The following is a 26,228-nucleotide window of genomic DNA, read 5'->3' as shown; positions in this document are numbered from 1 at the left end:
TCCTTCCCAGCGCCACGCCGGGCACACCCGGCGCGGCGGAGGGCAAGCACTACACCACGATGAAATCCGCGCTGGTCAGCGCAAGGCCCGCTTCGAGCGCGGCGAAGTCGGTGAAGCCGCCGGCGGCGTCGCCATTGGCATCATAGGTCAGGTGGCCGGTGGCCGGGTCGTAGATGATGCGGTCGTTCGCGTCATGCGCCGCCGTGCCGACATGGAAGGCGGTCTCGTCGAGTGCGCCCGGCGCGCCGAGCGCGGTGAAGACGGCATTGTCCAGCCAGATCGTGTCGTCGGTTACCGAAAAGTCGGCGATCCTGTCGACATTCGAACCGGGGTTGAGCGCGCTGTCGAACACGAATGTGTCGTTGCCGTCGCCGCCGACCAGCGTGTCATTGCCGAAGCCGCCGGCCAGCGTGTCGTCGCCGGCGCGGCCATCCAGCCTGTTGGCGCCGGTGTTGCCGGTCACGACATTGTCGAGGTCGTTGCCGCTGCCGTTCAGATTGCCGCTGCCGGTCAACGTCAGGTTCTCGATGTCGCCCTTGAAGATCGTCGTGTTCGAGAGCGAGACGGACAGGCTCGATTTCACGGTGTCGATGCCGTCGGGAGGGATGCCGCCATCATCGGCTTCGTCGACGCGGTCGTCGGCGCTGTCGATGACATAGGTGTCGTTGCCGGTACCGCCCCACAGCTTGTCGCCGCCGGCGCCGCCGTCGAGCATATCATTGCCGTCGCAGCCATAGAGCCGGTCGCGCCCGCTGCCGCCATCGAGCGTGTCGTTCCCGGCTTCGCCGGAGAGGAAGTCGTTGCCACCGCCGCCGCGCAGCACATTGGCTGCGGTGCTGCCGACCATGGAATCGTCGAAGGCGGAGCCGTCGACATTCTCGATGCCCAAATAGGTATCCTGGGCCCTGTCGGGATAATATGACGGGTCGCCGACACCGCGTCCCAGTTCGAGATCGAGCGTTATGTAGCCGGGAGCGTCGGCGTAGCTCACCGTATCGTTGCCGGCGCCGCCGTCGAGCACGTCGCCGCCGAGGCCCGCATGCAGCGTGTCGTTGCCGGCGCCGCCATGAAGCTCGTCGCGACCGCCATCGCCCCACAGCGTGTCATTGCCTTCGTCGCCCCAGAGCTGGTCGTCGCCGTCGCCGCCTTTGATGCTGTCGTCGCCGCGAAAGCCGAAAAGACGGTCCTTGCCGCCGAAACCGAGGATCTGGTCGGTGCCGTTGCTGCCGTAGAGCTGATCGTCTTTTTCAGTACCGGGAATATAGGCCATGGTGGATCTCATCTCCGTGACAAGCCCCATAGCCCTGCGGCGCGTGCTTCGCGCCAGACACCTCGGCGGGCCCGTTGCCGTCCCATGGCCTGCCGGAGCGCATGCGCTCCCTTCGGTATCGGAGCGATGGTGGCATACGGAACTTGACCATTTTATGACCCGGTGCGGCCTTAGCCGTCCCGCCTGCCGCAGATCCGGGTGGGCGAATGGATGTTCAAAAGCCGGCTATCTGTTTGCGTTATCCGGCATAAAGGCGTTATTGGCTTGCCGACTTGCAGACGATGCGGAGAGAAATCATGCTGGGCTGGTTCAGGCGGCTGTTGCCGCGCGAAGACCGTTTCTTCGACCTGTTCGAACAGCATTCCCGCACCGTCGTCGGCGGCGCGGAAGCCTTGCAGCAGCTGCTGCAAGGCAAGGATGTCGAGCGCTGGTGCAAGGAGATCGTCGAGCTCGAAAACCAGGCCGACGCGATCACCGCGGAAGTGCTGCTGGCGGTGCGCCGCTCCTTCATCACGCCGTTCGACCGCGGCGACATCAAGGACCTGATCCAGTCGATGGATGACGCCATCGACATGATGCACAAGACCGTCAAGACGGTGAAGTTGTTCGAGAAGCGCGAATTCGACCCGCTGATGCAGGAGATGGGCGTCGTCATCGTCGAGGCGGCCAGGCTGGTCGCTGAGGCGATCCCGCTGCTCAACAATATCGGCACCCACGCGACACGGCTCAACGCCATCGCCGAGCAGGTGATGCGCGTCGAGGGCCGCGCCGACGACCTGCATGAGCAGGGCTTGAAGGATCTCTTCCGCCGCCACGGCAAGACCGATCCGATGGCCTACATGATCGGCTCCGAGATCTACGGCGAGCTCGAGAAGGTGGTCGACCGTTTCGAGGACGTCGCCAACGAGATCAGCGGCATCGTCATCGAGAACGTCTGAGCGACATGGACCCGACCATCGCCTTCCCGATCCTGGTCGCGCTGATCGGCGTCGCGCTGTTCTTCGATTTCCTGAACGGCCTGCACGATGCCGCAAACTCCATCGCCACGATCGTTTCGACCCGGGTGCTGCGGCCACAATATGCCGTGCTGTGGGCGGCCTTCTTCAACTTCATCGCCTTCACGGTCTTCGGCCTGCATGTCGCCGAGACCATCGGCAAGGGCATCGTCAATGCCGACATCGTCACGCCGGGCGTGATCTTCGCGGCGCTCACCGGGGCAATCGTCTGGAACATCGTCACCTGGCTCGCCGGCATCCCGTCCAGCTCCTCGCATGCGCTGATCGGCGGGCTGGTCGGCGCCGGTCTCGCCAAGACCGGCTTCAGCGCCATCGTCTGGAGCGGCCTTTTGAAGACGGTGGCGGCGATCGTGCTGTCGCCGCTCACCGGCTTCGTGCTGGCGCTCGTCCTTGTGCTGATCGTGTCCTGGGTGTGCGTGCGCCAGACGCCGTTCGCCGTCGACAGTTCCTTCCGCGTCCTGCAGTTCTTCTCGGCTTCGCTCTATTCGCTCGGCCATGGCGGCAACGATGCGCAGAAGACCATGGGCATCATCGCGGTGCTGCTCTATTCGCAGGGCATGCTCGGCGACACATTCTACGTGCCGTTCTGGGTGGTCATCACCTGCCAGAGCGCGCTGGCCATCGGCACGCTGTTCGGCGGCTGGCGCATCGTGCACACGATGGGCTCCAAGATCACCAGGCTCAATCCCATGCAGGGCTTCTGCGCCGAAACCGGCGGCGCCATCACCCTGTTCGCGGCGACCTGGCTCGGCATTCCGGTCTCGACCACGCACACCATTACCGGCGCGATCATCGGCGTCGGGGCGGCGCGCCGCGTTTCGGCCGTGCGCTGGGGCATTGCCGGCAATATCGTCATCGCCTCGGGTGGTGACCTTGCCGGCCACCGCCGCGATCGCCGCCCTGACCTACCTGGCGCTCAGCCTGTTCTAGCCGGAAAACCCCTCGGATACCCTGAAAAATGCGGAAGGGCAGGTTGCCCTTATTCGGCTCGGTTGCCCCTGGCTCAACCGCGCGGGAATTTCGTTCACATTGACTGCCGGCCCCGATTGTCGGTCCATGGGCGGCATCGTCCTGCCGTGGCAGGCGAAATGGCAGCGGGTACCGGCGCGTGCAACGCCCCAGGGAGGCAGAATGTCCGAACGGCAATTCAGGCGTCTGTTCACGCCGGTCACCTTGCGCGGCAAGACCCTGCGTAACCGCATCGTCTTTGGCGCGCACACCGCCAACATGGCCGTGGAGGGCCTGCCGACCCGGCAGCATGTCGGCTACTATGCCGAGCGCGCCATCGGCGGCGCCGGCATGATCGTGGTCGAGCCGATGCCCGTGCATCGGGCGGCGGTGCTGACCCGCGGCAATTTCCGGCCATCCGATGACGGTGTGGTCCCGCATTTCCGCAAGGTGACGGAGGCGATCAGGGGCAATGGCGCCGTCGCCATCCAGCAGCTCTACCATGTCGGCCAGCACGCCGATGCCGACAACTCCTTCCATGCCGGCTGGTCGCCGTCGGGCCTGCCGAGCTACCACGATTCCGACGGCTCGCACCGCATGACCGAAACCGATATCGAGGAGACGATCGACGGCTTCGTCCAGGCCGCGCGGCGCTGCCGCGAGGCCGGCTTCGACGGGGTCGAGGTCTGGGCCGCCTATCATTCGATGCTCGACCAGTTCTGGACGCCGTGGTCGAACCGCCGCGACGATGCCTGGGGCGGCAGCCTCGAGAACCGCACCCGCATGAGCCGCGAGGTAATGAGCCGCATCCGACGTGTTTGCGGCGACGATTTCATCGTCGGCCTTGCCATCAATGACGACCCGGATGTCGAGGTGGCGCTGTCGCGCGAGGCGCTGGCCGAGATCATCGACCGGCACGACCGCGATCACCTGATGGACTATGTTACCTGCGGCTCGGGCAGCTATTTCGACTTCTACAAGATCATGCCGACCTTCCTCTATCCGGAAAAGCTCGGCGCCGATCTGGCGGCGGTGCTGAAATCCACCGTGCGCCATGCCCTGGTGACAGCCGAGAGCCACATCCGCACGCCTGAGAATGCCGAGAGCGTGCTCAGCGAGGATCGCGCCGATCTCGTCTCCATCGTGCGCGGCCAGATCGCCGACCCGCACCTCGCCAACAAGGCAGCCGCCGGGCGGCCCGAGGACATTCGCGGTTGCCTGTCCTGCAACCAGATGTGCTGGGGCCGGCGCTCGCGCGACTACTGGATCAGCTGTGTCATCAATCCGTCGGCCGGCCGCGAATGGGAGTGGGGCGGCGACCGGTTCACGCCGGCGCCGAAGCCGAAGCGTGTGCTTGTCGTCGGCGGGGGGCCGGCCGGGCTGGAAGCCGCGCGCGTGGCGGCCGAGCGCGGCCACCGGGTGGCGCTCGCGGAAGCGTCGGACCGGCTTGGTGGGCAGTTCCGGCTTGCCGGCATGCAGCCGCGCCGCGCCCAGATCATCGATCTGATCGACTGGTACCAGCGCCAGCTCGCAAAGCTCCAGGTCGATATCCGCTACGGCCAGTATGTCGAGGCCGACGATGTCGCGCGCGAAGGTGTCGACCACGTCATCGTCGCGACCGGCTCGCAGCCGCCGGATGGCGCGTTCCAGCGGGCGCTGCCGCAGTTCGACGCGATCCCCGGCGCGGGCGTCATGCTTTCGGCGGAGGCCGTGATGGCGCGTGAGGCAAGGCCCGGCAAGCGGGTGATCGTGCTCGATGATGGCGGCAACTGGAAAGGCTGCGGCACGGCCTGGCGGTTAGCCGAGGATGGCCACGCGGTGACGCTGGTGACACCCGATCCGCTCGTCGGCAAGGAATTGCAGCGCATGGCTGCCGACGCACCACTGCGGCGCGCGCTGGCGAGACTTGACGTGCGTTTCCTGACCGAGAGCGCCGTCGTCCACTGGGATGGCAAGACGGCCGCGATCGCATCGCTGCTCACCGGCACCAGGCAGGAGCATCCGGCGGACTCGCTCGTCTTTGCCGGCACCAACAGGGCTGAGGACGGCCTTGCCGTCGATCTCCAGGCCCGCGGCATCGCCTTCACGGCGATCGGCGACTGCACCGCGCCGCGGCAGGCCGCCTATGCCATCCATGACGGGCGCAAGGTGGCACTCGGCCTTTAGAGCGTTTCCGTTTTTCACGGAAACGCGGAAACGCTCTAAGTTTTTGTTTTCGTCGCATTTTTGTAACGCCAAGTGATTCCACTTGGCTACAAAATGCTCTAGGGTTCCAGCGGTTCAGAGGGGCCGGCGTCCTTTGATCCGGCTGCGGCTCGGATCGTGTCGTGCGGGTCCGCTCCGGCCGGCTTGATCTCGACCATCGCGCCGGCGATCAGTCTCTTCGTTCCACTGCAGCTTGCGATGCTGGGTGACAGACAATCGCGAAAGCGCGATTTCTGCGGTCACGGATAGAGATAATATTTCGACCAGTCCTCTTTCAGGATCTTGTCGCCGATCCGGTACTTGAAATTCAGCACCTCCATGTGATCGGGCGCCGTCTCGCATTTGAACTTCAGCCGGTACCACTCGCCACGGCTGCGGAAGGCCGCGACCTTGCTCTTGATCGAGTCGTCGGTCATTTCCGGCTGGCCGAAGGCATAGGCGACGACGCGGTCGGCCTTGTAGTGCGGATCGTCATGCGTGATGCGGTCGAGCACCTCCGCGTCGCAGCGCTGCTCCAGCCGCGTCTGCGGATCGAGCTTCAGGAGCCCTGCTTTCAGGCGATTGTCGAGGGCGTGGGCGGTTGAACTCGCCGTCAGGAGCGCGAGCACGGTGAGCAAAGCTGTTCTCATGGCACGGGAAGCCACCATATTTTCGCCGGCTGATCAACCCGTCACGACGTCGCTCGTCCGCGCGGGCGACAACGACACCCTTGTCCAGCTTACGGTTCCCCGATTTCGATCGTGGAGAAAAGCGGGTCGATCTCGGCCTTGCCCGACGGTACGTAACGGCCCTTCTCATGGACCAGTTCGAACCGTGCGGCCTTTCCCGGCCGTTCGTCGCTCACGCAATCGTCGCCTTTTCGTGTCGAGGTGGCGAGGATCTCCGTCTGTTCCACCTCAAGGGCGCGGTAGCGCGCGCCTGTCTTCGGGCCGGGCGTGATGGTGCGCTTCGTCGTGGTGAATTCGCCCTCGCAATTGCCGTTGTTTTCGCCAAGCCCGTGCTCGACGATCAGCCCGTCCAGCACGCGCTCGATGCGGCCCTTGTCGAAAGTGTAGAGCCACAGCGCCTGTTCCTCATAGGGGTTGACGCGCGAACTGCCGGATTGGACGGTGCGCAGACCGAAGGCGCGTTGGCCGTCTGCGACATCATAGCGGGCCGTGTCGAGGCTCATGTCGCCGAAGCGGATGGCGTCGGAGAAGGCCATGCCGGGCTCCATGCGCCTGGCCAGCGGCTTGCCGGCGCGGGTGGTGACGAGGATCTCGACATCGCCCTTGTTGGAGCCCTCGTCGGCTGGTTTTGCCTCGAGCAGCGGCACGGCGGCCAGCATCAGTTCCGGCCGCCAGGGCCACGCCTTGCAGACCACGCCGTCGAGCTGGATCGCGCGCTGGAAGTCGCCGCCGTCGACCAGCAGGCCGTTGTCGCCCTGCCTGGCCTTCGGATAGGCCTGGGCAAGCAGCGCATCCGTGATGGCGCATTCGGCGAGTGCCGGGGCGGGCAGCATCAAGACGAAGGCGGCGAGGGCTAGTTTCATGGCGCGGTGTTCCGGCAGGACGGTCCGATGTCGATACACGAAATCGATCGCCGGGCGTAGGACTGTTGCAGCGGGGTGACCGGAGCGTGTCGCAATCCACGCAGGAACGATGGGGGCGGCGGTTCAGGCCGGCCCCTAGGCCGTCCGCTGCCGCTTCGGTTCCTCGAACAGGGCGCGGATGCGTTCCGCCGGGGCGGGGCGGCCGATGTGGTAGCCCTGGGCGTGGTCGATGTCGAGCTTGCGCAGCAACTCCAGTTGCTCCTCGCTCTCCACGCCTTCGACCAGGATCTTCGGGCCGCGGTTCCTCAGCAGGCCGACGATGTCGCGGAACATCGCGCGGCCGCGCGGCGTCACGCAGTCGTGCAGGAAGGAGCGGTCGATCTTGACCGTGTCGAAGTCGATCAGCCGCAGCCAGGACAGGCCGGCAAAGCCGGTGCCGAAATCGTCGAGCCAGACCTTGATGCCGAGCAGCTTGAGGTCGCTGATGCAGCGCAGCACATCGGAATGCATCTCCATCTCCAGCCCCTCGGTGATCTCCAGCGCGAGGCGATCGCCGGTCACCCCGGCTTCGCCGAGCGCGGCGGCCACGGAAGCGGCGAAACCCGGCGCCTTGAGCTGCACCGGGGAGACGTTGACGCTGATGGTGCGGATGTGCTCGCTCGACATCAGTTCGCGGCAGGCCGTGCGGATCGCCCAGCGGCCAAGTTCCAGGATCATGCCGGTGCGCTCCGCCACCGGGATGAACAGGCTCGGCGGCACCGCCGTCCCGTCCGGCATGGTCAGGCGCATCAGCGCCTCCATCGCCTCGATCCTGCCGCTGCGCATGTTGGCGATCGGCTGGAACACCAGCGAAACCAGGTCGCGTTCGATGGCGATCTTCAGAAGCGCCGCGACATTCTCGCTTTCGTCGCTGGTCTGCGGATCGTTGGGGTCGAACAGATGCACGCAGTTACGCCCGTCGGCCTTGGCGAGATACAGCGCCCGGTCGGCCTCCTGGATGATCTTCTCGAGCTTGGTGCCGGCCTCGTCGCGGGTGAAGGCGGCGCCGATCGACACCGTCACCACCTGGGTGCCGTCGCGTCGCTCGTTATGGGTGATCGCCAGCGCTTCCACCTCGCTGCGGATTTCCTCGGCAAGCGCGATGACCTCCTCGTGGTTTTTCGCCTGCGCCAGCACGATGAATTCTTCGCCGCCGTAACGGCCGATCGAGGCGCTGCGCCGCTCGACCAGGTGGCGCAGGCTGTCGGCGACCTCCATCAGGCAGCGGTCGCCCTTCTGGTGGCCGTAATAGTCGTTGAAGCGCTTGAAGAAGTCGACGTCGATGAGCAGCACCGCGAAGGTGGCGCCATGGCGCTGCCAGTTGCTCCACAGGTCGCGCAGCCGCTCGTCGACCGCGCGGCGGTTTTCCAGGCCCGTCAGCGGATCGGTGCGCGACAGCTTGAGCAGCGCCTTGCCGCGTTCGGTGGCTTCCCGGTGCTGGTTGCGCGCCTCCAGCGCGTTCAGGAAGACGTTGTAGCGTTCGCGGTTCAGCTTCCAGTTGATGTAGGAGGTGAAGACGAAGCAGGAGATGTAAAAGGCGCCGAAAACCAGCTTGTAGGTCAGCGTCGACGGCACGAAATAGTTCACGGCATAGAGGATCAGCAGGATGATCGTCGACGTGACGACGGAAAAGCTGAACTGGAACGTGAAGAACAGGTTGGCGCTCATCATGAAGATGGTGCCGAAGACCATGTAGTACGAAACGCTTTCATGATTGCTGCTGGCCGCGGTCGGCAGCAGCCAGCCGAGATAGCCGAGGATGATCGCGCCGGCGCAGGTGATGTCCAGCCATTTCGTGGCGGCACCGAAGCGCAGCAGGGTCTCCAGCGTCACAAGCGCGGCCGCGCCGACGGCGAAGCGCGCGGCGATGGTGTAGGCCGCGACGTCCGGCACCAGCAGAATGTCAGTGGCGGCGAACAGTAGGTAGATGATGACGGCGATGTAGAGCCCCGGCCGGGCCGCCATGCGGCGCGCGGCCTGGGATTCCTCGTGGAATTGCGCGCGCAGGCTGTTGGCGTCCGGCGCGGCCTGCGCCTGGATGGCCGGCTCCACCGGCGCAAGTTCAGCCACTGCCGACATTGCATAGTTGCTCATCGCCGAGAGACCTCTCAGGAAGGGCTTTTGTAAGCCGTTTGTTGCTTCCGGCCTCAACGCAGAACAACTCCAACGTGCGCGGGCGATCTTGGCGCCTCGCAGACAATGCGGCCTAAGGCCACAAGGTTGGGTTAATCATCCACGGATTCTGAAACGAAATGCCCTGGCGCAATCGAATTCGGTAAATTGTGCGTTAACGATAACATTAGAATGCCACCCAGCGTGCTTTGCAGGGGGTCTGCTTCGCGCTATTAACATGCCAGTTGTTAACGAGTTGTTAACCATGGGGGTTTTGGTGGCCACGGTCCTCGACGGCAAGAGTCTGATTACGGAAGAAACGATCGCGGCCAATCTCGGAAGAGGGCTGGACGATCGCAGCGAGGCCTTCGAAACGGCGCGCGCCGAGCTCGCGCTCATCCTGTCCGTCACGCAGCAGCAGATCGCCCTCAACAAGGGCCCGGCAGAGATCATCAAGCCGCTGATGGCGCGCCTCGAGGCGATGCGGCTCAGGCTCCATGACGACACCTGGAATGCGCTGGCGCCGATCATCCAGAACCATCCGGTCCTCGACTATTTCCTGGAAGATCCGCTGACGCGCTGGTCGTTCGAGAAGCCGCGCGGCTATTCCGGCGACGCCGAACTGCTCGACTACATCTATTGCGATCCGCATGTCGCCGATGCCGTCGCCGACTCGTCCGACATCGGCAAGGCGCTCTACGCCTATACCCAGAACGTGCCCTCCTGCGTGGCCGCCCGGGAAAGACGCGATCTCCTCGCCCGCTATGTCGACGAGATCGCCGAAAAGCGCGGGCCTGAAACCGAGGTCCTGGCGGTCGCCGCCGGCCATCTGCGCGAAGCCAACCTCTCGGTCGCGCTGCGCGAAAAGCGCCTGAAGCGCTGGGTCGCGCTCGACCAGGACCCGCTCAGCGTCGGTCTGATCTCGCGCGACTTCGCCGGCACAGCGGTGGAAACAGTCGACGGTTCCGTGCGCACCTTGCTGACGAGAGGCCACAAGCTCGGCAAGTTCGACTTCATCTATGCTTCTGGCCTCTACGACTACCTGCAGGACAAGGTCGCGGTGAAGCTGACCAAGACCTGCCTGGAGATGCTGAAGCCGGGCGGCACCTTCCTGTTCGCCAACTATGCGGAAGGCAACCCGGATGCCGGTTACCGTGAAACCTTCATGAACTGGGTGCTGCTGCTGCGTTCCGAGGCCGACATGTGGAACGTCGTCAACGCCAGCGTCGATCGCAACAAGGTCGACGTGCAGGTGTTCTTCGGCGAAAACCGCAACGTGCTCTACGCGGTGATCGAAAAACACGATTGAGTGCGTTCAAGGCGCGACGCGCTCCGGACCGGCGGTCTCCCGGTGCGGGTCAGCTCCCGTATTCGTCATGCCGCCGGTTCCAGGCGTAGGGTTCGGTCTGGGGCCAGCCCTGCGGCGAGTCTTCCCAGGTCTCCTGGCGCCCGTAAGGGGTGAGGTCCAGATAGGTCCACAGGCTGCCGAGATATTCGACGCCGCGTGCGCCGTTGAAATAGCTGCGATGGATGTTGCCGCCGTCGCGCAGGAAGACGCTGACGCCGTGGCGTTCGCTGGTCCTGGTCGGATCGTCCGGATCGGCCACTGTCGCGCCCATGTCCAGGTTGAAATCGCTGTCGAGCGATGAGTACCAGCCGGGGTGCCGCCACCCCATGCGCTGCTGGTATTTCAACAGCTTCTCCAGCGGGGCGCGCGAGACCAGGACGATGGAGGTGTCGCGCGCATTGAGATGCGCGGGGTGCGTCATTGCATCCACCACCCAGGAGCAGCCGTCGCAGCCCGCCTGCCAGTCCGGCCCGAACATGAAGTGGTAGACGATCAGCTGGCGGCGTCCGTCGAACAGGTCGTCGAGGCTCACCGTTCCCGATGGCCCGGCGAATGAATAGTCCTTGTCGATCCTGACCATCGGCAGGCGCCGCCGCTGCGCGTTCAGGTCGTCGCGTGCGCGGGTGAAAGCCTTCTCCCTGTCGATCTGCTGCCGCAGCGCGGCCAGCCACTCCTGCTCCGGGACGATCCTGGGCAGCGTCATCGGTAACCTCCTTGCGACGCGGTTCGAAACGTCACGGCGCCGCTGTGGAATTTCGCTTCGGCCGCAGGCTCCGTGTTGTGCTCGTTTCAAATATGTTATAAAAACATAACATGTCAAGCGAGCATGAGGAAGACCTGGTTTTCAAGGCGTTGGCCCATCCGCGCAGGCGCGCCATGCTCGATCACCTCAAGGACGAGGCCCGCACCACCGGCATGCTCTGCGAAATCTTCGCTGACATGGATCGCTGCACCGTCATGCTGCATCTGAAAGTGCTGGAGGACGCCGGCCTGATCATTGTCAGGCGGGAGGGCCGCGAGCGCTGGAACCATCTCGACGCGCTGCCGATCAAGCGCATCCACGACCGCTGGATCAGCGGCTATGCCGCCCATGCGGTCTCCATCCTCGACAAGCTCCGCGGCGACCTGGAGGGTTCGAGCGCACCGGCACGGTGAAGCCGCGCCGAAGGCCCTGCGATGTTCCGGCAGCGCGGTTCGAGGCGGTAACCATGCCGATTTCGGACCGATCGTTGCCACCCCGGCCCGGCGAAGCTGCTATGAAGGATCTCCTCATGATTCTCCATGCCGCCACCCCAAGATGACCACTGCCGCCCTCGAAATCCTCAAGACCGTCTATGGCTATGATGCCTTCCGAGGCCCGCAGGCGGACATCGTCGGGCATGTGATCGCCGGCAACAACGCCTTCGTGCTGATGCCGACCGGCGGCGGCAAGTCGCTCTGCTACCAGATACCGGCCATTGTCCGTCCCGGCATGGGGCTGGTGGTGTCGCCGCTCTTGGCGCTGATGGCCGACCAGGTCACGGCGCTGCGCCAGGCCGGCGTCAGGGCGGCAGCGCTCAACTCCGACCTCGACCTGGACGATCGCCGCGCGCTGTGGCGCGATATCCGCGCCGGCGCGCTCGACCTGCTCTATGTCGCGCCCGAAACCCTGGCCCGGCCGGATGTGCTGGAACTGCTGGAAGGTGTGAAGCTGTCGCTGATCGCCATCGACGAGGCGCACTGCCTGTCGCAATGGGGACACGATTTCCGCCCCTCCTATCGCCAGCTCGATGCCGTCGTGGCGCGTTTTGGCAAGGTGCCGCGCATGGCGCTGACGGCCACCGCGGATGAACCGACACGCGCCGAGATCCTGTCGCATCTCGACATCGACGAGGCCGACGCCTTCATCGCCGGTTTCGACCGCCCCAACATCCGCTACGCCATCGAGGAAAAGGACAATCCGCGCGCGCAGCTGAAGGAGTTCCTCAAGCGCTATGAAGGCGAGAGCGGCATCGTCTACTGCCTGTCGAAGCGCCGCACCGAGGAGATCGCCGCCTGGCTGCAAGGCCTCGGCTATGATGCGCTTGCCTACCACGCCGGCATGGACAAGGCGGCGCGCGAGGCCAACCAGCAACGTTTCCAGCATGGCGAGGCGGTCATCATGGTCGCCACCGTTGCCTTCGGCATGGGCATTGACAAACCCGACGTGCGCTTCGTCGCCCATGTCGACCTGCCGGGCAGCATCGAGGCGTATTACCAGGAAACCGGCCGTGCAGGGCGCGACGGCCTGCCGTCCGATACGCTCATGCTCTACGGCCATGAGGACATCGCCTTGCGCAGCCGCTTCATCGAGGAATCGGAGGCGCCCGACCAGCGCAAGCGCATGGAGCGGCAGAAGCTCGATGCGCTGCTGGGACTGGCCGAGACGGCGCGCTGCCGTCGCCAGGTGCTGCTGTCCTATTTCGGCGATCATTGCGAGCCTTGCGGCAATTGCGACACCTGCGCCGAGCCGCCGCGCCTGTTCGATGGTGCCATTGCCGCGCAGAAGGTGCTGTCGTGCATCTATCGCACCGGCGAACGGTTCGGGCAGGCTTACATCGTCGACGTGCTGCTGGGCGCGGACAACGAACGCATCGCCCAGTTCGGCCATGACCAGATCTCCACCTTCGGCATCGGCAGGGAGCACGACAACCGCACATGGCGGGCGATCCTGCGCCAGCTGATCGCGCTGCGCTTCATCGATGTCGACCTCGTCGGCCATGGCGGCCTGTCGATCGCGCCGGCCGGGCGCGATTTCCTGCGCGAGAAGCCGGCGCTGATGCTGCGTATTCCGGCCCCGCCCCGCGCCAGGCGCGGCAAGGTGGTGCGCGGCAACGCGCAGTCCGCCATTCCGCAGGCGGACAACGACCTGTTCCAGGCCCTGCGCCGCAAGCGCAGCGAGATCGCCCGCCTGCAGAACGTGCCGCCTTATGTGATCTTCCACGACAAGACCCTGATCGAACTCGCTGCCGCCCGCCCCGCCTCGCGCGGCGAGATGGCCGGCGTGCCCGGCGTCGGCGAAGCCAAGCTCGACCGCTACGGGCCGGCGTTCCTGTCGGTGATCGCGGAGTTTGGGTGAGGGGGAGATAAGAGGCGCCAACGCTTTCCGCACGTTTCAACCAGAATTGCGGTACAACTTGCGCGATACCGTGTTATGCGCGGCCTCGACACAGAGAACCACGATCATGACCGACCAGCCCATCCACCCCTCGCTCGCCTCCGCCCTGGAGGCGAAAGGTTATCACCAGCTCACTCCGGTCCAGATGGAGATGGCGGGTGCCGACCCTGAAGCCGACCTGCTGGTTTCGGCTCAGACCGGCTCGGGCAAGACGGTGGCCTTCGGCATCGCCATCGCCTCGACGCTGCTCGGCCGCGCCGAACGCTTTCCGCCGGCCGGCCTGCCGCTCGGGCTGGTGATCGCGCCGACGCGCGAGCTTGCCATCCAGGTGCAGCGCGAACTCGACTGGCTCTACGCCGCGGCCGGCGTCAGGATCGCCACCTGCGTCGGCGGCATGGACATGCGCCGCGAACGCCGCGCCCTGGAGAGCGGCGCGCATATCGTCGTCGGCACGCCGGGACGCCTGCGGGACCACATCTCCAAGGGTGCGCTCGATCTGGGCGACCTGCGCGCCGTGGTGCTCGACGAAGCCGACGAGATGCTCGACCTCGGTTTCCGCGAGGACCTCGAATTCATCCTCGGTGCTGCCCCCGAGGATCGCCGCACCTTGCTGTTTTCGGCGACGGTGCCGCGCGGCATCGCCGAACTTGCCCGCAATTTCCAGAAGGATGCGGTGCGCATCGCCGCCACCGCCGCCACCGAGCAGCATGCCGACATCGAATATCAGCTGATGCTGGTGCGGCGCGATGAGCGCGAACATGCCGTCATCAACACGCTGCTCGATTCCGACAGCGCCAGCGCACTGGTGTTCTGCCACACGCGCGAGGCGGTGCGGCACCTGACGGCGCGGCTCGCCAATCGCGGCTTTTCGGTCGTCTCGCTGTCGGGCGAAATGGCGCAGTCGGAACGCTCCAACGCGTTGCAGTCGATGCGTGACGGCCGCGCCCATGTCTGCGTGGCGACCGACGTCGCGGCGCGCGGCATCGACCTGCCCAACCTCGACCTCGTCATCCATGCCGACGTTCCGAGCAATCCGGCGACGCTGCTGCACCGCTCCGGCCGTACCGGGCGCGCCGGCCGCAAGGGCGTCTGCGTGCTCATCGTGCCCGAAACCAGGCGCGGCGCCGCCCAGCGCGTGCTGGCGCTGGCCAAGCTGTCGGCCACGATGCGCGCCGCCCCGAGCATCGCCGAGATCGAGACCCGCTATCGCGCCCAGATACTGGATGCCGTGCTGTCGGCCGCCGAGCCGGACGAGGCGGAAGCGGCTTTCGTGACCGAACTTCTGGCCAAGGCCAGCCCCGAGCGCATCGCCGCCGCCTTTCTGCGCCAGCAGCTGTCCGCCCGGCCCGTGCCCGAGGACCTGTTTCCGTTGCCGGTCCACGACATGCAGGCGCGCAAGCCGAAGCGTGAGAAAGGCGACCGGGACCGAGGAGGTGAAGACCGGCGTGATGCCGAGCCGCGCCGCCCGGACATGGAAGGTGGCGTCTGGTTCACGCTGTCGCTCGGCCGCAAGCAGCGCGCCGATCCGAAATGGCTGCTGCCGATGATCTGCCGCGCCGGCGGCGTCTCCAAGCGCGACGTCGGCTCGATCCGCATCGACGACACCGAAACGCGCTTCGAGATCTCCGCCGACAAGGCGGCCGGTTTCATCGAGCAGCTCAAACAACCCGGCAGCACCGAACGCGGCATCGTCATTGCGCCCGCCGGGGAAGGGGGCGCTGCGGTGTGGCGGCCCAAGCCGAAATTCGGCAAGGGCAAGCCGGATTTCGCCAAGGGTGCAAAGTTCGGCAAGGGCGGCAAGCCGGGCAAGAAACCCCACCGTGGCCAGGGCGCGCCTGGGGAGTACAAAGGCAAGGGCAAGCCGAAGCGCCCGGGTTGAGTTTTGGCGCGCGCGCACGCGGCGCAGTCTAAGTCGTAGAAAATCCAAGAGAGGGGATTTGCAGCTGAGGGGTGCGCAACTGTCGCCGCCGCGAGCAGACATCCGTCTTCTTCAGCAAGGCAGTAGCCAAGAAGCCTATTAACGCCGCAGCGGAATATCCCCTCTCTTGCGATTTCTAGCACTTAGCTGTGCCGCCCTGCGGGCGTGCTCGCTAAGATGCTGAAATCGCTATCTCCCCCGCAAGGGGGGAGATAGAGGCGCTTTCGCCCGGCCCTCGGCTATGGTCTGAGGCTTTCACCATCAAGAAATAGCCAGCACCTCGATCTCGCCCTGTCCGAACGGCACGAAATCACCCGCCGCCTTGCCCATCAGCGCGATGGCAATCGGGGAGCCGTGCGAGATGGAGGCCTGCGCCGGGTTGGCCTCGTCGTCGCCGACGATGCGGAAGGTCTGGATGCGGTCATCGTCGCGCCTGAAGGTGACGGAATGGCCGAAGGCGACCGCTGCATTCGAGGAGGGTGCCGGCACAAGCTGCGCCGTGCGCACGCGCTCGGCATAATAGCGCGCATCCCGCAGCGGTACGGCGGACTGCCGACGCTTCTCATTGACGTCTTCCAGCTTGCCGGCGGCCTCCAACGCTTCCTGCGCCCGCGCCAGTTCCTCCTGCAACATCTTCAACCCCGCCTCGGTGACCAGATTGATCCGGTCGGGGATCGGGCGTGGCGGCAGGATGGTCTCCGATGCGGCCTCGGTGCTTTCCTCCTTGGCGAATGCGACGCTCACTTTGACTGGAACTCCCGGCTGAACAGTGTCGGCAACGGATACCTCAGCGCTGCGGAGAAAGCTGCAACTATCTGACGGACTGTTTTGAAGCAGCCATCGCCGAATTGCCGGTCCGAATCTGCCTATCCACATCGTTCCGGCAACCCTAGAGCGTTTCCGTTTTTGGACGGAAACGCGGAAACGCTCTAACTCTTTGTTTTTACGCAATTCCGGACGGAAAACCGTTACACACTTTTCCTGGAATTGCTCTATGAGACTGGGGCAGGTGAATCGATCGGAGAGACTGCGGATGGGTGCCCAGAAAACCATAACCACCTGGTACGTCGACCCGGACGCGGAAGACCGCATGGCGGATGGCCACGCGCCGATCTGGCGCCATCTCATCGATGTGATGGTCGAACGCGATCTTTCGCAAAAGAGCGTGCTCGATTTCGGCTGCAACCAGGGCGGGCTGTTGCGCCATCTCCATGCGATGCGGCCATTTCGCAAGGCGCTTGGCATCGACATCGCCGAGCAGTCGATTGCCAGGGCCGAAGCGCTGAAGGGCAATCTTCCCATCCAGCATGCCGTCGGCGCCACCCTCGAGGGCTGGGTCGAGGAGTTCGACCTGGCGATAAGCCACGAGGTCATCTACCTCGTCGAGGACATCGATGCCCATGCCGCGGATATCTTCAAGGCGCTGAAGCCCGGCGGCGTCTACTATGCCGTCACCGGCTGCCACACCGACAATCCGCTCTGGCCGAAATGGCGCGAGCTGGTGGCGAAGCGCACCAACACGGTCGTGCAGGACCGTTCGATTTCCGACTACGGCCGGACCTTCGCCAAGGCGGGCTTCGAGGTCTCCGGCCGCAAGCTGGAGTATGACGGGTTCATTCCCTTCGTCGAGGATGGCTGGACACCGGATTTCGCCGACGCCCTCGACTACTACACCCGGACCAAGATCGTCTTCCGCCTGGTCAAGCGCCGGGATTGATCCGGGCCAGTTCGACATCGAAATGCGGCGGCTTGTCGGGGCCGACTTCGACGAACCGTCCTCTCACCCGGAATGTCCTTTCGATCAGGCCGCTCTCGGCGAGCGCCCTCGGCTCGCCATCGAAGCGCAGCTCACCCTTTTCGAGCAGCGAGATGCGGTCGCTGACGGCAATCGCCTGGTTGATGTCGTGGATAGCCATGACGATCGTCACGCCCTTCTCGCGGCTCAGGCGGTGGACGAGATCCAGCACCTCGACCTGATAGCCGATATCCAGGAACGACGTCGGTTCGTCGAGCAGCAGGATGCCGGCTTCCTGCGCGAGCGCGGCGGAGATCCAGGCGCGCTGCCGTTCGCCGCCGGAGAGCTCCCGCAGCGTCCGGTCGGCGAGGCTGGTCAGGCCGGTGCTTTCAAGCGCCCACTCGATCGCTTCCTCATCGCGGCGGGTATAGGAGCTGAACAGCCCGACATGGGGAAAGCGGCCCTGCCGCACGAGCTGCGCGATCGTCATCTCGTCGGGCGCGGAGGGCTGCTGCGGCAGGAAGGCGAGTTTCCTGGCGATGGCGCGCCGGGACATCGACGCGACCGCGGTGCCCTCGATCGCGGCATGTCCGGCGGCGGGCGTGATCAGGCCGGCAAGCGCCTGCAGGGCCGTGCTCTTGCCGGAGCCGTTGGGGCTGATCAGCGCCCGGATCTCGCCCTTCTGCAGGGACAGTTCGAAACCGTTGAGCGCCCGGCGCTGGCCATAACGAACCGACAGTTGCGAGCAGGTCAGAGGCATGCGCTTGTCTCAGGGAGTTTTGCGAAGGAGGGCGAGCAGAACCGGCACGCCGATCAGTGCGGTAACCACACCGATCGGCACCTCCTCGGCGCCGCCGGCAAGCCGCCCGACGAGGTCGCCCAGCGTGACGACGATGGCACCGAGAGCGACCGTCATGGCAAGGACCAGCGGGAAATGCCGTCCGGCCAGGAACCGTGCCAGATGCGGCACCACCAGTCCGACGAAGACGATGGGGCCGACCACGCCGACGGCGCTTGCCGCCAGCGCGCAGGAAATTGCGAGCAACACGGAAAACTGCCGGCGATACGCAAGCCCGAACGAGCGGGCGACCGGCGCATCGAACTGCAGCAGCACCAGGGGACGATAAATCAAGGGCAGGACGGCCAGGCCCATCACCGTGAACGGCAGCAGGAAGAGTGCATGATCCCACGTGCGCGCGTAGAGACTTCCGGAAATCCATTCCAGGATGATCTCGATGCGTGCCGATCCCCAGCCCGCGATCAGTCCGATGGCAATGGCGTGAAGCACCGCGCCGATGGCGATGCCGCAAAGCGTGATGCGCAGCGGGCTGAGCTCCAGACGGAAGGCCAGCAGATAGATGATGACGCCGGCCGCCAGTCCGCCGACCATGCCGGCCACCGGCAACCAGGCGGTGGGAAGCTCGGCCACGGTATTCGAGCCCGGGTTGAAGATATAGACGGTGAACAGCAGGAACAGGGTCACCGTCAGCGTGGCGCCCTGCGATACCCCGATCAGCGAAGGGTCTGCGAGCGGGTTTCGGGTGATCGTCTGCAGGATCAGGCCGGCGAGCGCCAGCTGGATGCCGGCAAGCATGCCCGTCAGGATACGCGGCAGCCTGATGTCGAGTATGATGGACTGCGCTTCCGGCGAACCGCCGCCCGTCAGGACCGCGACGACGTCGGCGGCAGGGATGTCCACCACGCCGAGGAGCACGGCGGCCACCAGTGACAGCAGAACCAGTATCGCGGTGGCTGGCAGCAGCCAGGGGCCTGGTCGGCTGGGCATCCCGGGGACGGCCGTCATGGCTGCTGCGCCTTGAAGTCGAGTCGGCCGCGCTGGATGAGGTAGATGAAGATCGGGCCGCCCAGCAGCGCGGTTATGATGCCGACAGGCAGTTCCTTCGGGATGGCGATGGTGCGGGCGGCGAGGTCGGCGCAGGTGACGACGAGTGCTCCGATTGCCGCCGTGAGCGCGATCTCCAGGATCGCGACCCTCGGGTTGAGAAGCCGTGCGATGTGCGGGGCGGCAAGCCCGACGAAGGCGACGGGACCGGCAACCGGGGCGACGCCGGCGACAGGGCAGATCGCCAGGACGAGCAGAATGGGCTTCCACATGTTGAGCTGGAGGCCCATGCCGGCGGCGGCGTGGTCGCTCAGCGCGAACATGGCGACCACCCTGTGCAGCGCCAGCGCACCCGCAATGCCAAGAACGACCCAGGGTATCATATGGGCGAGATGCGCCCAGCTTCGCCCCTGGAAACCGCCCGACAGCCAGAATAGCAGGGCGGTGGATTGCGGCCCGGCCAGAAGCAGCACGTAGATCGTGATCGCACCGAGGAACAGCGAAACGCTGATGCCGCCGAGCGCCAGGTGCAGGGGGCGGCCGTTGCCGCCGCGCGCCACCCAGAAGGTCACGGCTGCGGCGGCAAGCCCCCCGGCCAGGCCGATGAAGGGATAGGAGGCGGATGAAAGCCAGGGCAGGAAGACAAAACACGCCACGATCGGGGCGACGGCGCCTGCCGTGGCCCCGGTGATGCCCGGATCGGCGAGCGGATTGCGGGTCAGCGCCTGCAGCAGGTAGCCGGACACGGCCAGGCCGGCCCCAGCTGCTGCTGCTGCGAGGCTTCGCGGCAGGCGCAGCGTCCAGACGAGGATGGACTCGACCTTGCCATCGGGCGCCCACAGCACGCGCAGGACGTCGTGCAGGGACAAGGTCTTGGCGCCGGGCATGAGGCCCAGGAAGGCGACCAGCAGGGTCGCGGCGACGATCAAGCCGATGGCGAGGGCGGATTTCCGTGCGTCCATCGTCGTAAGGATCGGCCCGCTATTTTCGGACCTCGGCCGGGATGATCCTGGCGGCTTCCGCCTTCACGTCGATGGCCGGGAACACGTCGGGATAGAGATAGTGGGCAGCTTCGCGCAGCACGATCTCGCGGGCGATCGGGCCGTTCGTCTCCACCCACTGGTCGCCGACATAGAACACCCGCTTGTTCTTGACCGCCGAGAGTTCCTGCCAGATCGGATTGTTCTCATGCGGCCGGTCGGGTCCGGAATCGTAGATGAACAGGACTTCCGGATCCTTCTCGAGCATGGTTTCGAGGCTGAGGTCGATGCCGAACTCGCCACCCGGCGTCATCTCCCCGGCTATGTTGTTGCCGCCGATCGCCGCGACGATGGATGCCGCCGTGTTCTCGGTGTGGAAGGCGAAGGGGGTCTCTCCGCCCCACATGATCGCGAAGCGTGGGTGCACGTCCTTCGGCGCCCTGGCGGTGAAGTCCGCCAGGTGTTCGCGGAATTCCTTGTTGAGCTGGATCCCGCGCTCCGGCTTGCCAAGGATCTTCGACAGCTCGGCGATCTCGCGGTCGCTGCCGTCCAGCAGTTCCATGTTGTAGGCGAGGTAGGGCGCGATCTTTTCCAGCTGCGGTGCATTGCCGACCGTGTAGCGCCGGATGGCGACGATCAGGTCGGGTTTGGCTTGCGAAAGCAGTTCGAGGTTCGGTTTGGCGCGCTGGCCGATCTGCTTCATGTCGCTGGTCAGGCCGAGCAGGAAATCGGGCTGGCGGCCTGCCGTCATGTAGGTGCTTGCCACGGGCTTGATGCCGAGGGCGAGCGCGACGTCATCGCCGAAGTAGGAGATCGAGGCGATGCGCTTCGGCTGTGCCGGAACCGCCACCGCGGCGCCGCGATCGTCCGTTACGGTGAGGGTCTTGGCGTCCTCGGCTGCGGCCACTCCTCCCATCAGCATGGCGATCACGCCGACAAGGGCTGCTACTGCACGTGTGTTTGCCATCGCGATGTCCTCCCAAGGATGCCGACATCGCTTTAGTCATTAAAGAGGAGTACGACAATCCACTTTCGCGCGTCGCTGTCGTTGAACCGATGACCCGATCACGCCGAGCCGCGCATGATCAGCTTGGCTTCCAGCTGCTTGATTTCCGCTTTGCCGGCGCGCGCGTCCGGGCTGCCGGCAATACGGGTGAAGAGCATGTCGACGCCGGCGGCGGCGATGCCCTGGTAGTCCTGCGCCACCGTGGTCAGCGGCGGGCAGGTGAAGCGGCTGAGCGGATGGTCGTCGTGGCCGGCGACGCGCAGTTCGCAGCCGTCATCCCTTCCCACCTGCAGCTTGCGCTCGAACGCCGCGGCGATGACGCCGAAGGCGAGGCGGTCGTTGGCGCACAGCACGGTGCGGGTCGGGAAGCCGCCATTGTCGAGCACGCGGCCGGCCTCGCGGTAGCCGAGTTCCTCGAACTCCCAGCCCTTGGCCGAGGTCGGCAGCACGATCGGCTCGAAACCCAACCGCTCCATGGTGGCGACATAGGCGGCACGGCGCTCCAGCGCGTTCTGGTTGACCGCCGGCATCTCCAGGAAGCAGGGATGTTCACCGGTGCGGCACAGATATTCGGTGATCATGCCCATGCTCTGGCGGTTGTCGGTGCCGACGAAGGACTGGTCGGCGTTGACCCGGTTGTCGAGGAAGACGATCGGCATGGTGCTGACGAGGCTGGCCAGCAAGGTGGCGTCGGTCTCGAAGCCGAGCGGCGCCATCAGGACGCCGGCGATGTTGAGCGACATCAGCGTGCGCATGGCGCGCGCCTCCAGCTTGCGTTCGCCATGCGAGGACAGAACGATCGCCCAATAGCCTTCGGCGAGGCAGCGCATTTCGATCTGGCGCACGACCTCGGCGTAGAACGGGTCGGAGATGTGCGGCACGATCACGCCGATGTTCTTCGGCTGCTTGCGGTTGAGGCTGACGGCGAAGATGTTGGGGCGATAGTCGTAGTCCTTGAGCGCCTTTTCGATGCGGGCCCTGGTCGACGGCTTCACGTTGTCGGGATTGTCGAAATATTTCGAGACCGTCGGGCGCGACAGGCCGGTCGCCGCCGCGAACTCTTCCATGGTCCGGATCTTCTGCTCGTTCATGCTCGGCTTCCTCGCCTGTGGCCGTGCGCCCCGAACGGGATAAATCGATTTATTTTCATGCGTAAATTTATTTCTTGACCGAGGCAAGCCGCAGGGCGTCCCGAAGCGATCGTTTCCTGTGCGCTGCGTTTCAATTGGTCGGATAGTTGCGCGATTTCTTGCACTCCGCAAGTTTTTATCACGTGTAAAAAAATAAGTTGACACGCAGGAGATAGTGCTGCATCTCAAGGGCGGCTCGATATCGGGCCCAATTCCTGCCTGGAGGTAGCGGCCGGTGACGGTCCGCAAGGCAGGAGGCGCATCTTTCGCGTTCAGATCAACAACGGGCCGGGCAGCGCCGGCCTCATGGAGGAACTCATGTTTCGCAAAACGCTTGGCCGTATTCTTCTGTCGGGTGCCGCTCTTGCCCTGATGGCCGGCATCGCTTCCGCCGAAGGCATCGGCGCGTCGCTGCTCACCCAGCAGCACCCCTTCTACATCTCGCTCGCCGATGCGATGAAGAAGGAGGCAGAGGCCGAGAAGGTGCCGCTCGAAGTCGCCATCGCCAACCAGGACCTTTCCAAGCAGCTCGCCGATGTCGAGGACTTCATCACCAAGGGTGTGAGCGTCATCATCATCTCGCCGGTGGACTCCAAGGGCGTGAAGGCGGCCATCACCAAGGCGGAGAAAGCCGGCATCAAGGTCATCACCGTCGACGTGCCCGCCAACAATGTCGACGTCACCTCCTTCGTCGGCACCGACAATTTCGCCGGCGGCGAGAAGGCGGCCGAACTGATGGCCAAGTCGATCGGTGGCAAGGGCAATGTCGCGGTCATCGACTACCCGACCGTGCAGTCGGTCGTGGATCGCGTCGAAGGCTTCAAGAAGGGCCTGGAGAAGCATCCGGACGTCAAGATCGTGGCGATCCAGCCGGGCATCACCCGTCCCGAGGCACTTGCCGCCGCCCAGAACATCCTGCAGGCCAATCCCGACATCGTCGGCATCTTCGGCTTCGGCGATGATGCCGCCCTCGCGGCTGCTGCCGCCGTCAAGGCCGCCAAGCTGGACTCCCAGGTCAAGGTGATCGGCTTCGACGGCATGGAAGAAGCCCGCAACGCGGTGAAGAACGACCCGGTCATGGTCGGCGTCATCGCCCAGTATCCGGACCAGATGGGCAAGGTCGCGGTCCAGACCGCCGCCAAGGTCATCAAGGGCGAGACGGTCGAGGCCAAGCAGCCGATCGTTCCGGGCGTCGTCACCAAGGACGGCGAAACCGGGTAAGTCCTCCCAGGACGGTGGCGGGGGGCGCCGCCGTCCTTTCAGGGCATGATCCCGAAACGAGAGGGAGCCGGTCCTGCGCAATTCCAGGAAAGCGTAAGACCGTTTCCGTCCGGAACAGCGTGAAGACCAAGAGTTGGAGCGTTTCTGCATTTCCGTGAGAAACGGAAACGCTCCAGCGGTGAGCGGGCCGAAAGGTCGGGAAGAAAAGTCCGTGACAGCCACCAGCCAGAACGCAGGGACCGTACCACATGCCGCCGGCGACGTGGTGCTCGAGATCCGCGATATCGCCAAGTCCTTCGGCCCGGTCGCCGCGCTGAAGCGCATGAACCTCACCGTGCGGCGTGGGCGCGTGCACACGCTGCTCGGGGAGAACGGCGCCGGCAAGTCCACTTTGATGAAGATCCTCGCCGGAATCTTCACGCCGACCGCCGGCAGCATCGTGCTGAACGGCAAGGCCTATACGCCACGCAACCCACGCGATGCCCGTGCGCACGGCATCTCCATCGTCTTCCAGGAACTCAGCCTCAGCCGCAACCTGTCGGTGGCCGAGAACATCTTCGCCAGCCAAGAGCCGAGCCGTTTCGGCTTCATCCGCGACCGCGCGCTGAATGAAGCGGCCGAAGGGCTCATCCGCGAACTCGGCCTGCCGGTCGATGTGCGCGCCAGGGTCGGCGACCTGTCGATCGCCCAGCGCCAGCTGGTCGAGATCGCCAAGGGCCTCAGCCTGCCGGCCGACGTCGTCATCCTCGACGAGCCGACCTCGTCGCTGTCCGACAGCGAGGCCGAGATCCTGTTTTCCATCATCGAGCGGCTGAAAAGCCAGGGCAAGGCGGTGATCTACATCTCCCACCGCATGGAAGAGATCATGCGGCTCTCCGACGACATCACCGTCATGCGCGACGGCGAATATGTCACGACGACCGAGAAGAGCGAGACCAGCATCGACAGGCTGATCACGCTGATGGTCGGCCGCGCCATGAACGACATCTATCCGCCGCGCGAGGCGCCACGCCCGTCGCCCGAGACGCTGCCGGTGCTGGCCACGAAACATCTCTCCTGTGCCGGCAAGTTCCGCGACGTTTCGATCGACGTGAAACCCGGTGAGGTCGTCGGCCTGTTCGGGCTCGTCGGGTCGGGCCGCTCCGATGTCATGAAGGCGCTGTTCGGCATGCTTGCGCCGCAGGGCGAAATCCGGCTCGACGGCAAGCCGGTCACGTTCCGCTCGGCCGCGCAGGCGATCCGCAGCGGCATCGCCTTCGTCACCGAGAACCGCAAGGAAGAAGGCCTGGTGCTGCTCCACAGCGTGGAGCGCAACATCAACATGGTCGGGCTCGGCCAGCTTTCCGGGCCGCTTGGCCTGATGCGAGGTTCCGCCGAGCGCGAGGCGGCCAGGGCCGAGGTCAAGCGCCTCGCCATCAAGACCGCCTCGATCGACACCAGAGCGGGCTCGCTGAGCGGCGGCAACCAGCAGAAGATCGTGCTGGCCAAATGGCTGCAGATCAGGCCGCGGGTGCTCATCCTCGACGAGCCGACCCGCGGCGTCGACGTCGGCGCCAAGTTCGAGATCTACCGCATCATCCGCGAGCTTGCCGCCAACGGCACCGCGATCCTGATGGTCTCTTCCGAGCTTCCGGAGGTGCTGGGCCTCAGCGACCGCGTCGTGGTGATGCACAACAAATCCGTTGCCGCCGTGCTCGAAGCCGACGGCCTCACACCCGAAACCGTCATGACCTATGCAGCGGGGATACACGCATGAGCAATGTTCAGGACATCCAGAAGAAAGCCGCCGACGCCGAGGTCCGCCGTTCATTCCTGAGTTCGCCGACGGTGCGCCAGTATGGCGGCATCATCATCTCGCTGGCCGTGCTGTGCGTCGTGTTCTCGGTCATGAGCCCGCGCTTCCTGGCATTCAACAACTTCATGAACATCATGCAGCAGGTCGCCGTCATCGCGGTCGCCGCCTACGGCATGACCTATGTCATCCTGCTCGGTGACATCGATCTGTCGATCGGCTCCATCATCGCCGTCTCCGGCATGGTGGCGGCTCAGGCCTTCGCCATGGGTTTCGGCTTCGTGCCGGCCGTGGCGCTGACGCTGGCGGCGGGCGCGCTGATGGGCGCACTCAACGGCGCGCTGTCGGCCAAGCTTATGCTGCCCTCCTTCATCGTCACGGTGGCGACGATGGGCATCTATCGCGGCATGGTCAGCCTGCCCACCAACGGTGCACCGGCCATGATCGAGAACGACACCTGGCTGGCGATCGGCGGCGAAAGCTTCCTCGGCATCCCGATCATCATCTGGATCATGGCCGTGCTGTTCGTGGTCAATCACATCATCCTGTCGAAGACGATCTTCGGGCGGCAGGTCTATCTCACCGGCGGCAACCGGGAAGCGGCGATCTATTCCGGCATCCGCGTCGACCGTATCAAGATCATCGTCTTCACCATCTCGGGCATGATGGCGGCCATCAGCGGCATGCTTTTGTCCTCGCGCCTGTCGTCGGCTCAGACCAATGCCGGCACCGGCTACGAGCTCGACGCCATTGCGGCCGTGGTCCTCGGCGGCACCTCGCTTGCCGGCGGCGTCGGCACCATCATCGGCACCATCCTCGGCGCGCTGATCATCGGCGTCATCAACAACGGCATGAACATGCTGTCGGTGCCTTATTTCTACCAGCTGATCGTCAAGGGCGTCGTCATCCTCGTCGCCGTGTGGCTCGACGTGCGCAGCAAGTCGGCCCGCGCCTGATCGGCGGCAATCCCGGCCAGCAATCATCGGCCCGCAATTATC

General features: G+C 65.1%; 21 protein-coding genes and 1 pseudogene. 11 read left to right on the top strand and 11 right to left on the bottom strand.

Annotated elements, in window-relative coordinates:
• Window positions 1–49: 49 nt before the first annotated feature.
• Complete coding sequence (locus tag ACFJIU_RS21415; RefSeq protein WP_379063309.1) at window positions 50–1,270, bottom strand: calcium-binding protein; 1,221 nt, start codon at window positions 1,268–1,270, stop codon at window positions 50–52.
• Window positions 1,271–1,566: 296 nt separating this feature from the next.
• On the opposite strand from ACFJIU_RS21415, the gene ACFJIU_RS21410 reads away from it, so the two are divergent.
• From ACFJIU_RS21410 to ACFJIU_RS21400, 3 genes and pseudogenes are all read left to right on the top strand, one after another.
• The gene (locus tag ACFJIU_RS21410; RefSeq protein ID WP_144378042.1) at window positions 1,567–2,208 is read left to right on the top strand and encodes a DUF47 domain-containing protein; all 642 of its coding nucleotides are present in this window, start codon (window positions 1,567–1,569) and stop codon (window positions 2,206–2,208) included.
• 5 nt (window positions 2,209–2,213) lie between these two features.
• Window positions 2,214–3,216: pseudogene (locus ACFJIU_RS21405) on the top strand (anion permease).
• Window positions 3,217–3,417: 201 nt separating this feature from the next.
• Window positions 3,418–5,400 (top strand): FAD-dependent oxidoreductase, encoded by a 1,983-nt coding sequence (locus ACFJIU_RS21400; protein WP_379063307.1) that lies wholly within the window; start codon window positions 3,418–3,420, stop codon window positions 5,398–5,400.
• A gap of 278 nt (window positions 5,401–5,678) precedes the next feature.
• On the opposite strand, the gene ACFJIU_RS21395 is transcribed toward ACFJIU_RS21400, so the two are convergent.
• The 3 genes from ACFJIU_RS21395 to ACFJIU_RS21385 form a co-directional block, all read right to left on the bottom strand.
• Window positions 5,679–6,068: a DUF930 domain-containing protein gene (locus tag ACFJIU_RS21395; protein WP_379063305.1), complete on the bottom strand. Its 390-nt coding sequence runs from the start codon at window positions 6,066–6,068 to the stop codon at window positions 5,679–5,681.
• A gap of 89 nt (window positions 6,069–6,157) precedes the next feature.
• Window positions 6,158–6,970: a hypothetical protein gene (locus ACFJIU_RS21390; RefSeq protein ID WP_379063303.1), complete on the bottom strand. Its 813-nt coding sequence runs from the start codon at window positions 6,968–6,970 to the stop codon at window positions 6,158–6,160.
• 135 nt (window positions 6,971–7,105) lie between these two features.
• Window positions 7,106–9,103, bottom strand: coding sequence for a putative bifunctional diguanylate cyclase/phosphodiesterase (locus ACFJIU_RS21385; RefSeq protein WP_379063301.1), 1,998 nt, complete (start codon window positions 9,101–9,103; stop codon window positions 7,106–7,108).
• 283 nt (window positions 9,104–9,386) lie between these two features.
• Here ACFJIU_RS21385 and ACFJIU_RS21380 point away from each other — a divergent pair, with 283 nt between their 5' ends.
• Window positions 9,387–10,430: a class I SAM-dependent methyltransferase gene (locus tag ACFJIU_RS21380; RefSeq protein ID WP_379063299.1), complete on the top strand. Its 1,044-nt coding sequence runs from the start codon at window positions 9,387–9,389 to the stop codon at window positions 10,428–10,430.
• Window positions 10,431–10,479: 49 nt separating this feature from the next.
• Here the strand turns inward: ACFJIU_RS21380 and ACFJIU_RS21375 are convergent, their stop codons facing one another.
• Window positions 10,480–11,172, bottom strand: a complete 693-nt coding sequence (locus ACFJIU_RS21375) for a DUF899 domain-containing protein (RefSeq protein ID WP_379063297.1) — start codon at window positions 11,170–11,172, stop codon at window positions 10,480–10,482.
• Between the two features lie 110 nt (window positions 11,173–11,282).
• Here ACFJIU_RS21375 and ACFJIU_RS21370 point away from each other — a divergent pair, with 110 nt between their 5' ends.
• From ACFJIU_RS21370 to ACFJIU_RS21360, 3 genes are all read left to right on the top strand, one after another.
• Window positions 11,283–11,624: an ArsR/SmtB family transcription factor gene (locus ACFJIU_RS21370; RefSeq protein ID WP_379063295.1), complete on the top strand. Its 342-nt coding sequence runs from the start codon at window positions 11,283–11,285 to the stop codon at window positions 11,622–11,624.
• 142 nt (window positions 11,625–11,766) lie between these two features.
• Window positions 11,767–13,566, top strand: coding sequence for a DNA helicase RecQ (gene recQ / locus ACFJIU_RS21365; protein ID WP_379063293.1), 1,800 nt, complete (start codon window positions 11,767–11,769; stop codon window positions 13,564–13,566).
• Window positions 13,567–13,672: 106 nt separating this feature from the next.
• The gene (locus tag ACFJIU_RS21360; RefSeq protein ID WP_379063291.1) at window positions 13,673–15,484 is read left to right on the top strand and encodes a DEAD/DEAH box helicase; all 1,812 of its coding nucleotides are present in this window, start codon (window positions 13,673–13,675) and stop codon (window positions 15,482–15,484) included.
• Window positions 15,485–15,784: 300 nt separating this feature from the next.
• Here the strand turns inward: ACFJIU_RS21360 and greA are convergent, their stop codons facing one another.
• Window positions 15,785–16,267: a transcription elongation factor GreA gene (gene greA / locus ACFJIU_RS21355; RefSeq protein WP_379063289.1), complete on the bottom strand. Its 483-nt coding sequence runs from the start codon at window positions 16,265–16,267 to the stop codon at window positions 15,785–15,787.
• 289 nt (window positions 16,268–16,556) lie between these two features.
• Here greA and ACFJIU_RS21350 point away from each other — a divergent pair, with 289 nt between their 5' ends.
• Complete coding sequence (locus tag ACFJIU_RS21350; protein ID WP_379063287.1) at window positions 16,557–17,240, top strand: class I SAM-dependent methyltransferase; 684 nt, start codon at window positions 16,557–16,559, stop codon at window positions 17,238–17,240.
• On the opposite strand, the gene ACFJIU_RS21345 is transcribed toward ACFJIU_RS21350, so the two are convergent.
• The 5 genes from ACFJIU_RS21345 to ACFJIU_RS21325 all read right to left on the bottom strand — a co-directional run bounded on the left by ACFJIU_RS21345 (window position 17,224) and on the right by ACFJIU_RS21325 (window position 22,178).
• Window positions 17,224–18,018 carry an ABC transporter ATP-binding protein gene (locus ACFJIU_RS21345; RefSeq protein ID WP_379063285.1) on the bottom strand — a complete coding sequence of 265 codons (795 nt, stop codon included), beginning with the start codon at window positions 18,016–18,018 and terminating at the stop codon, window positions 17,224–17,226. The genes ACFJIU_RS21350 and ACFJIU_RS21345 overlap by 17 nt on opposite strands.
• Window positions 18,019–18,027: 9 nt before the next feature.
• A complete protein-coding gene (locus ACFJIU_RS21340; protein ID WP_379063283.1) occupies window positions 18,028–19,062 on the bottom strand; it encodes a FecCD family ABC transporter permease in 1,035 nt (344 codons plus the stop codon).
• Entirely contained in the window at window positions 19,059–20,063 is a 1,005-nt protein-coding gene (locus ACFJIU_RS21335) for a FecCD family ABC transporter permease (protein ID WP_379063281.1), read from the bottom strand. Before ACFJIU_RS21335 ends, ACFJIU_RS21340 begins: the two co-directional genes overlap by 4 nt.
• A gap of 19 nt (window positions 20,064–20,082) precedes the next feature.
• Complete coding sequence (locus ACFJIU_RS21330) at window positions 20,083–21,048, bottom strand: ABC transporter substrate-binding protein (RefSeq protein WP_379063279.1); 966 nt, start codon at window positions 21,046–21,048, stop codon at window positions 20,083–20,085.
• 98 nt (window positions 21,049–21,146) lie between these two features.
• On the bottom strand, window positions 21,147–22,178 hold the full coding sequence (locus tag ACFJIU_RS21325) for a LacI family DNA-binding transcriptional regulator (RefSeq protein ID WP_379063277.1): 1,032 nt from the start codon (window positions 22,176–22,178) through the stop codon (window positions 21,147–21,149).
• Between the two features lie 357 nt (window positions 22,179–22,535).
• Here ACFJIU_RS21325 and ACFJIU_RS21320 point away from each other — a divergent pair, with 357 nt between their 5' ends.
• The 3 genes from ACFJIU_RS21320 to ACFJIU_RS21310 all read left to right on the top strand — a co-directional run bounded on the left by ACFJIU_RS21320 (window position 22,536) and on the right by ACFJIU_RS21310 (window position 26,186).
• Window positions 22,536–23,438 (top strand): substrate-binding domain-containing protein, encoded by a 903-nt coding sequence (locus ACFJIU_RS21320; protein ID WP_379063275.1) that lies wholly within the window; start codon window positions 22,536–22,538, stop codon window positions 23,436–23,438.
• A gap of 211 nt (window positions 23,439–23,649) precedes the next feature.
• Window positions 23,650–25,194, top strand: coding sequence for a sugar ABC transporter ATP-binding protein (locus ACFJIU_RS21315; RefSeq protein WP_379063273.1), 1,545 nt, complete (start codon window positions 23,650–23,652; stop codon window positions 25,192–25,194).
• A complete protein-coding gene (locus ACFJIU_RS21310) occupies window positions 25,191–26,186 on the top strand; it encodes an ABC transporter permease (RefSeq protein ID WP_379063271.1) in 996 nt (331 codons plus the stop codon). Before ACFJIU_RS21315 ends, ACFJIU_RS21310 begins: the two co-directional genes overlap by 4 nt.
• Window positions 26,187–26,228 lie beyond the last annotated feature (42 nt).

The sequence above is a fragment of the Mesorhizobium sp. UC74_2 genome, assembly GCF_042701485.1.
GTDB lineage: Bacteria > Pseudomonadota > Alphaproteobacteria > Rhizobiales > Rhizobiaceae > Mesorhizobium.
This window is presented reverse-complemented; position numbering and strand designations above follow the sequence as displayed.

Bases quoted from the DNA above. Each gene is read 5' to 3' on its own strand.
- ACFJIU_RS21390 (WP_379063303.1), bottom strand. From the start codon at position 6,970: ATGAAACTAGCCCTCGCCGCCTTCGTCTTGATGCTGCCCGCCCCGGCA.
- ACFJIU_RS21325 (WP_379063277.1), bottom strand. From the start codon at position 22,178: ATGAACGAGCAGAAGATCCGGACCATGGAAGAGTTCGCGGCGGCGACC.
- ACFJIU_RS21310 (WP_379063271.1), top strand. From the start codon at position 25,191: ATGAGCAATGTTCAGGACATCCAGAAGAAAGCCGCCGACGCCGAGGTC.
- ACFJIU_RS21335 (WP_379063281.1), bottom strand. From the start codon at position 20,063: ATGGACGCACGGAAATCCGCCCTCGCCATCGGCTTGATCGTCGCCGCG.
- ACFJIU_RS21385 (WP_379063301.1), bottom strand. From the start codon at position 9,103: ATGAGCAACTATGCAATGTCGGCAGTGGCTGAACTTGCGCCGGTGGAG.
- ACFJIU_RS21395 (WP_379063305.1), bottom strand. From the start codon at position 6,068: ATGAGAACAGCTTTGCTCACCGTGCTCGCGCTCCTGACGGCGAGTTCA.
- recQ (WP_379063293.1), top strand. From the start codon at position 11,767: ATGACCACTGCCGCCCTCGAAATCCTCAAGACCGTCTATGGCTATGAT.
- ACFJIU_RS21360 (WP_379063291.1), top strand. From the start codon at position 13,673: ATGACCGACCAGCCCATCCACCCCTCGCTCGCCTCCGCCCTGGAGGCG.
- ACFJIU_RS21350 (WP_379063287.1), top strand. From the start codon at position 16,557: ATGGGTGCCCAGAAAACCATAACCACCTGGTACGTCGACCCGGACGCG.
- ACFJIU_RS21340 (WP_379063283.1), bottom strand. From the start codon at position 19,062: ATGACGGCCGTCCCCGGGATGCCCAGCCGACCAGGCCCCTGGCTGCTG.
- ACFJIU_RS21320 (WP_379063275.1), top strand. From the start codon at position 22,536: ATGTTTCGCAAAACGCTTGGCCGTATTCTTCTGTCGGGTGCCGCTCTT.
- ACFJIU_RS21375 (WP_379063297.1), bottom strand. From the start codon at position 11,172: ATGACGCTGCCCAGGATCGTCCCGGAGCAGGAGTGGCTGGCCGCGCTG.
- ACFJIU_RS21415 (WP_379063309.1), bottom strand. From the start codon at position 1,270: ATGGCCTATATTCCCGGTACTGAAAAAGACGATCAGCTCTACGGCAGC.
- ACFJIU_RS21330 (WP_379063279.1), bottom strand. From the start codon at position 21,048: ATGGCAAACACACGTGCAGTAGCAGCCCTTGTCGGCGTGATCGCCATG.
- ACFJIU_RS21400 (WP_379063307.1), top strand. From the start codon at position 3,418: ATGTCCGAACGGCAATTCAGGCGTCTGTTCACGCCGGTCACCTTGCGC.
- ACFJIU_RS21345 (WP_379063285.1), bottom strand. From the start codon at position 18,018: ATGCCTCTGACCTGCTCGCAACTGTCGGTTCGTTATGGCCAGCGCCGG.
- ACFJIU_RS21410 (WP_144378042.1), top strand. From the start codon at position 1,567: ATGCTGGGCTGGTTCAGGCGGCTGTTGCCGCGCGAAGACCGTTTCTTC.
- ACFJIU_RS21380 (WP_379063299.1), top strand. From the start codon at position 9,387: ATGGGGGTTTTGGTGGCCACGGTCCTCGACGGCAAGAGTCTGATTACG.
- ACFJIU_RS21370 (WP_379063295.1), top strand. From the start codon at position 11,283: ATGTCAAGCGAGCATGAGGAAGACCTGGTTTTCAAGGCGTTGGCCCAT.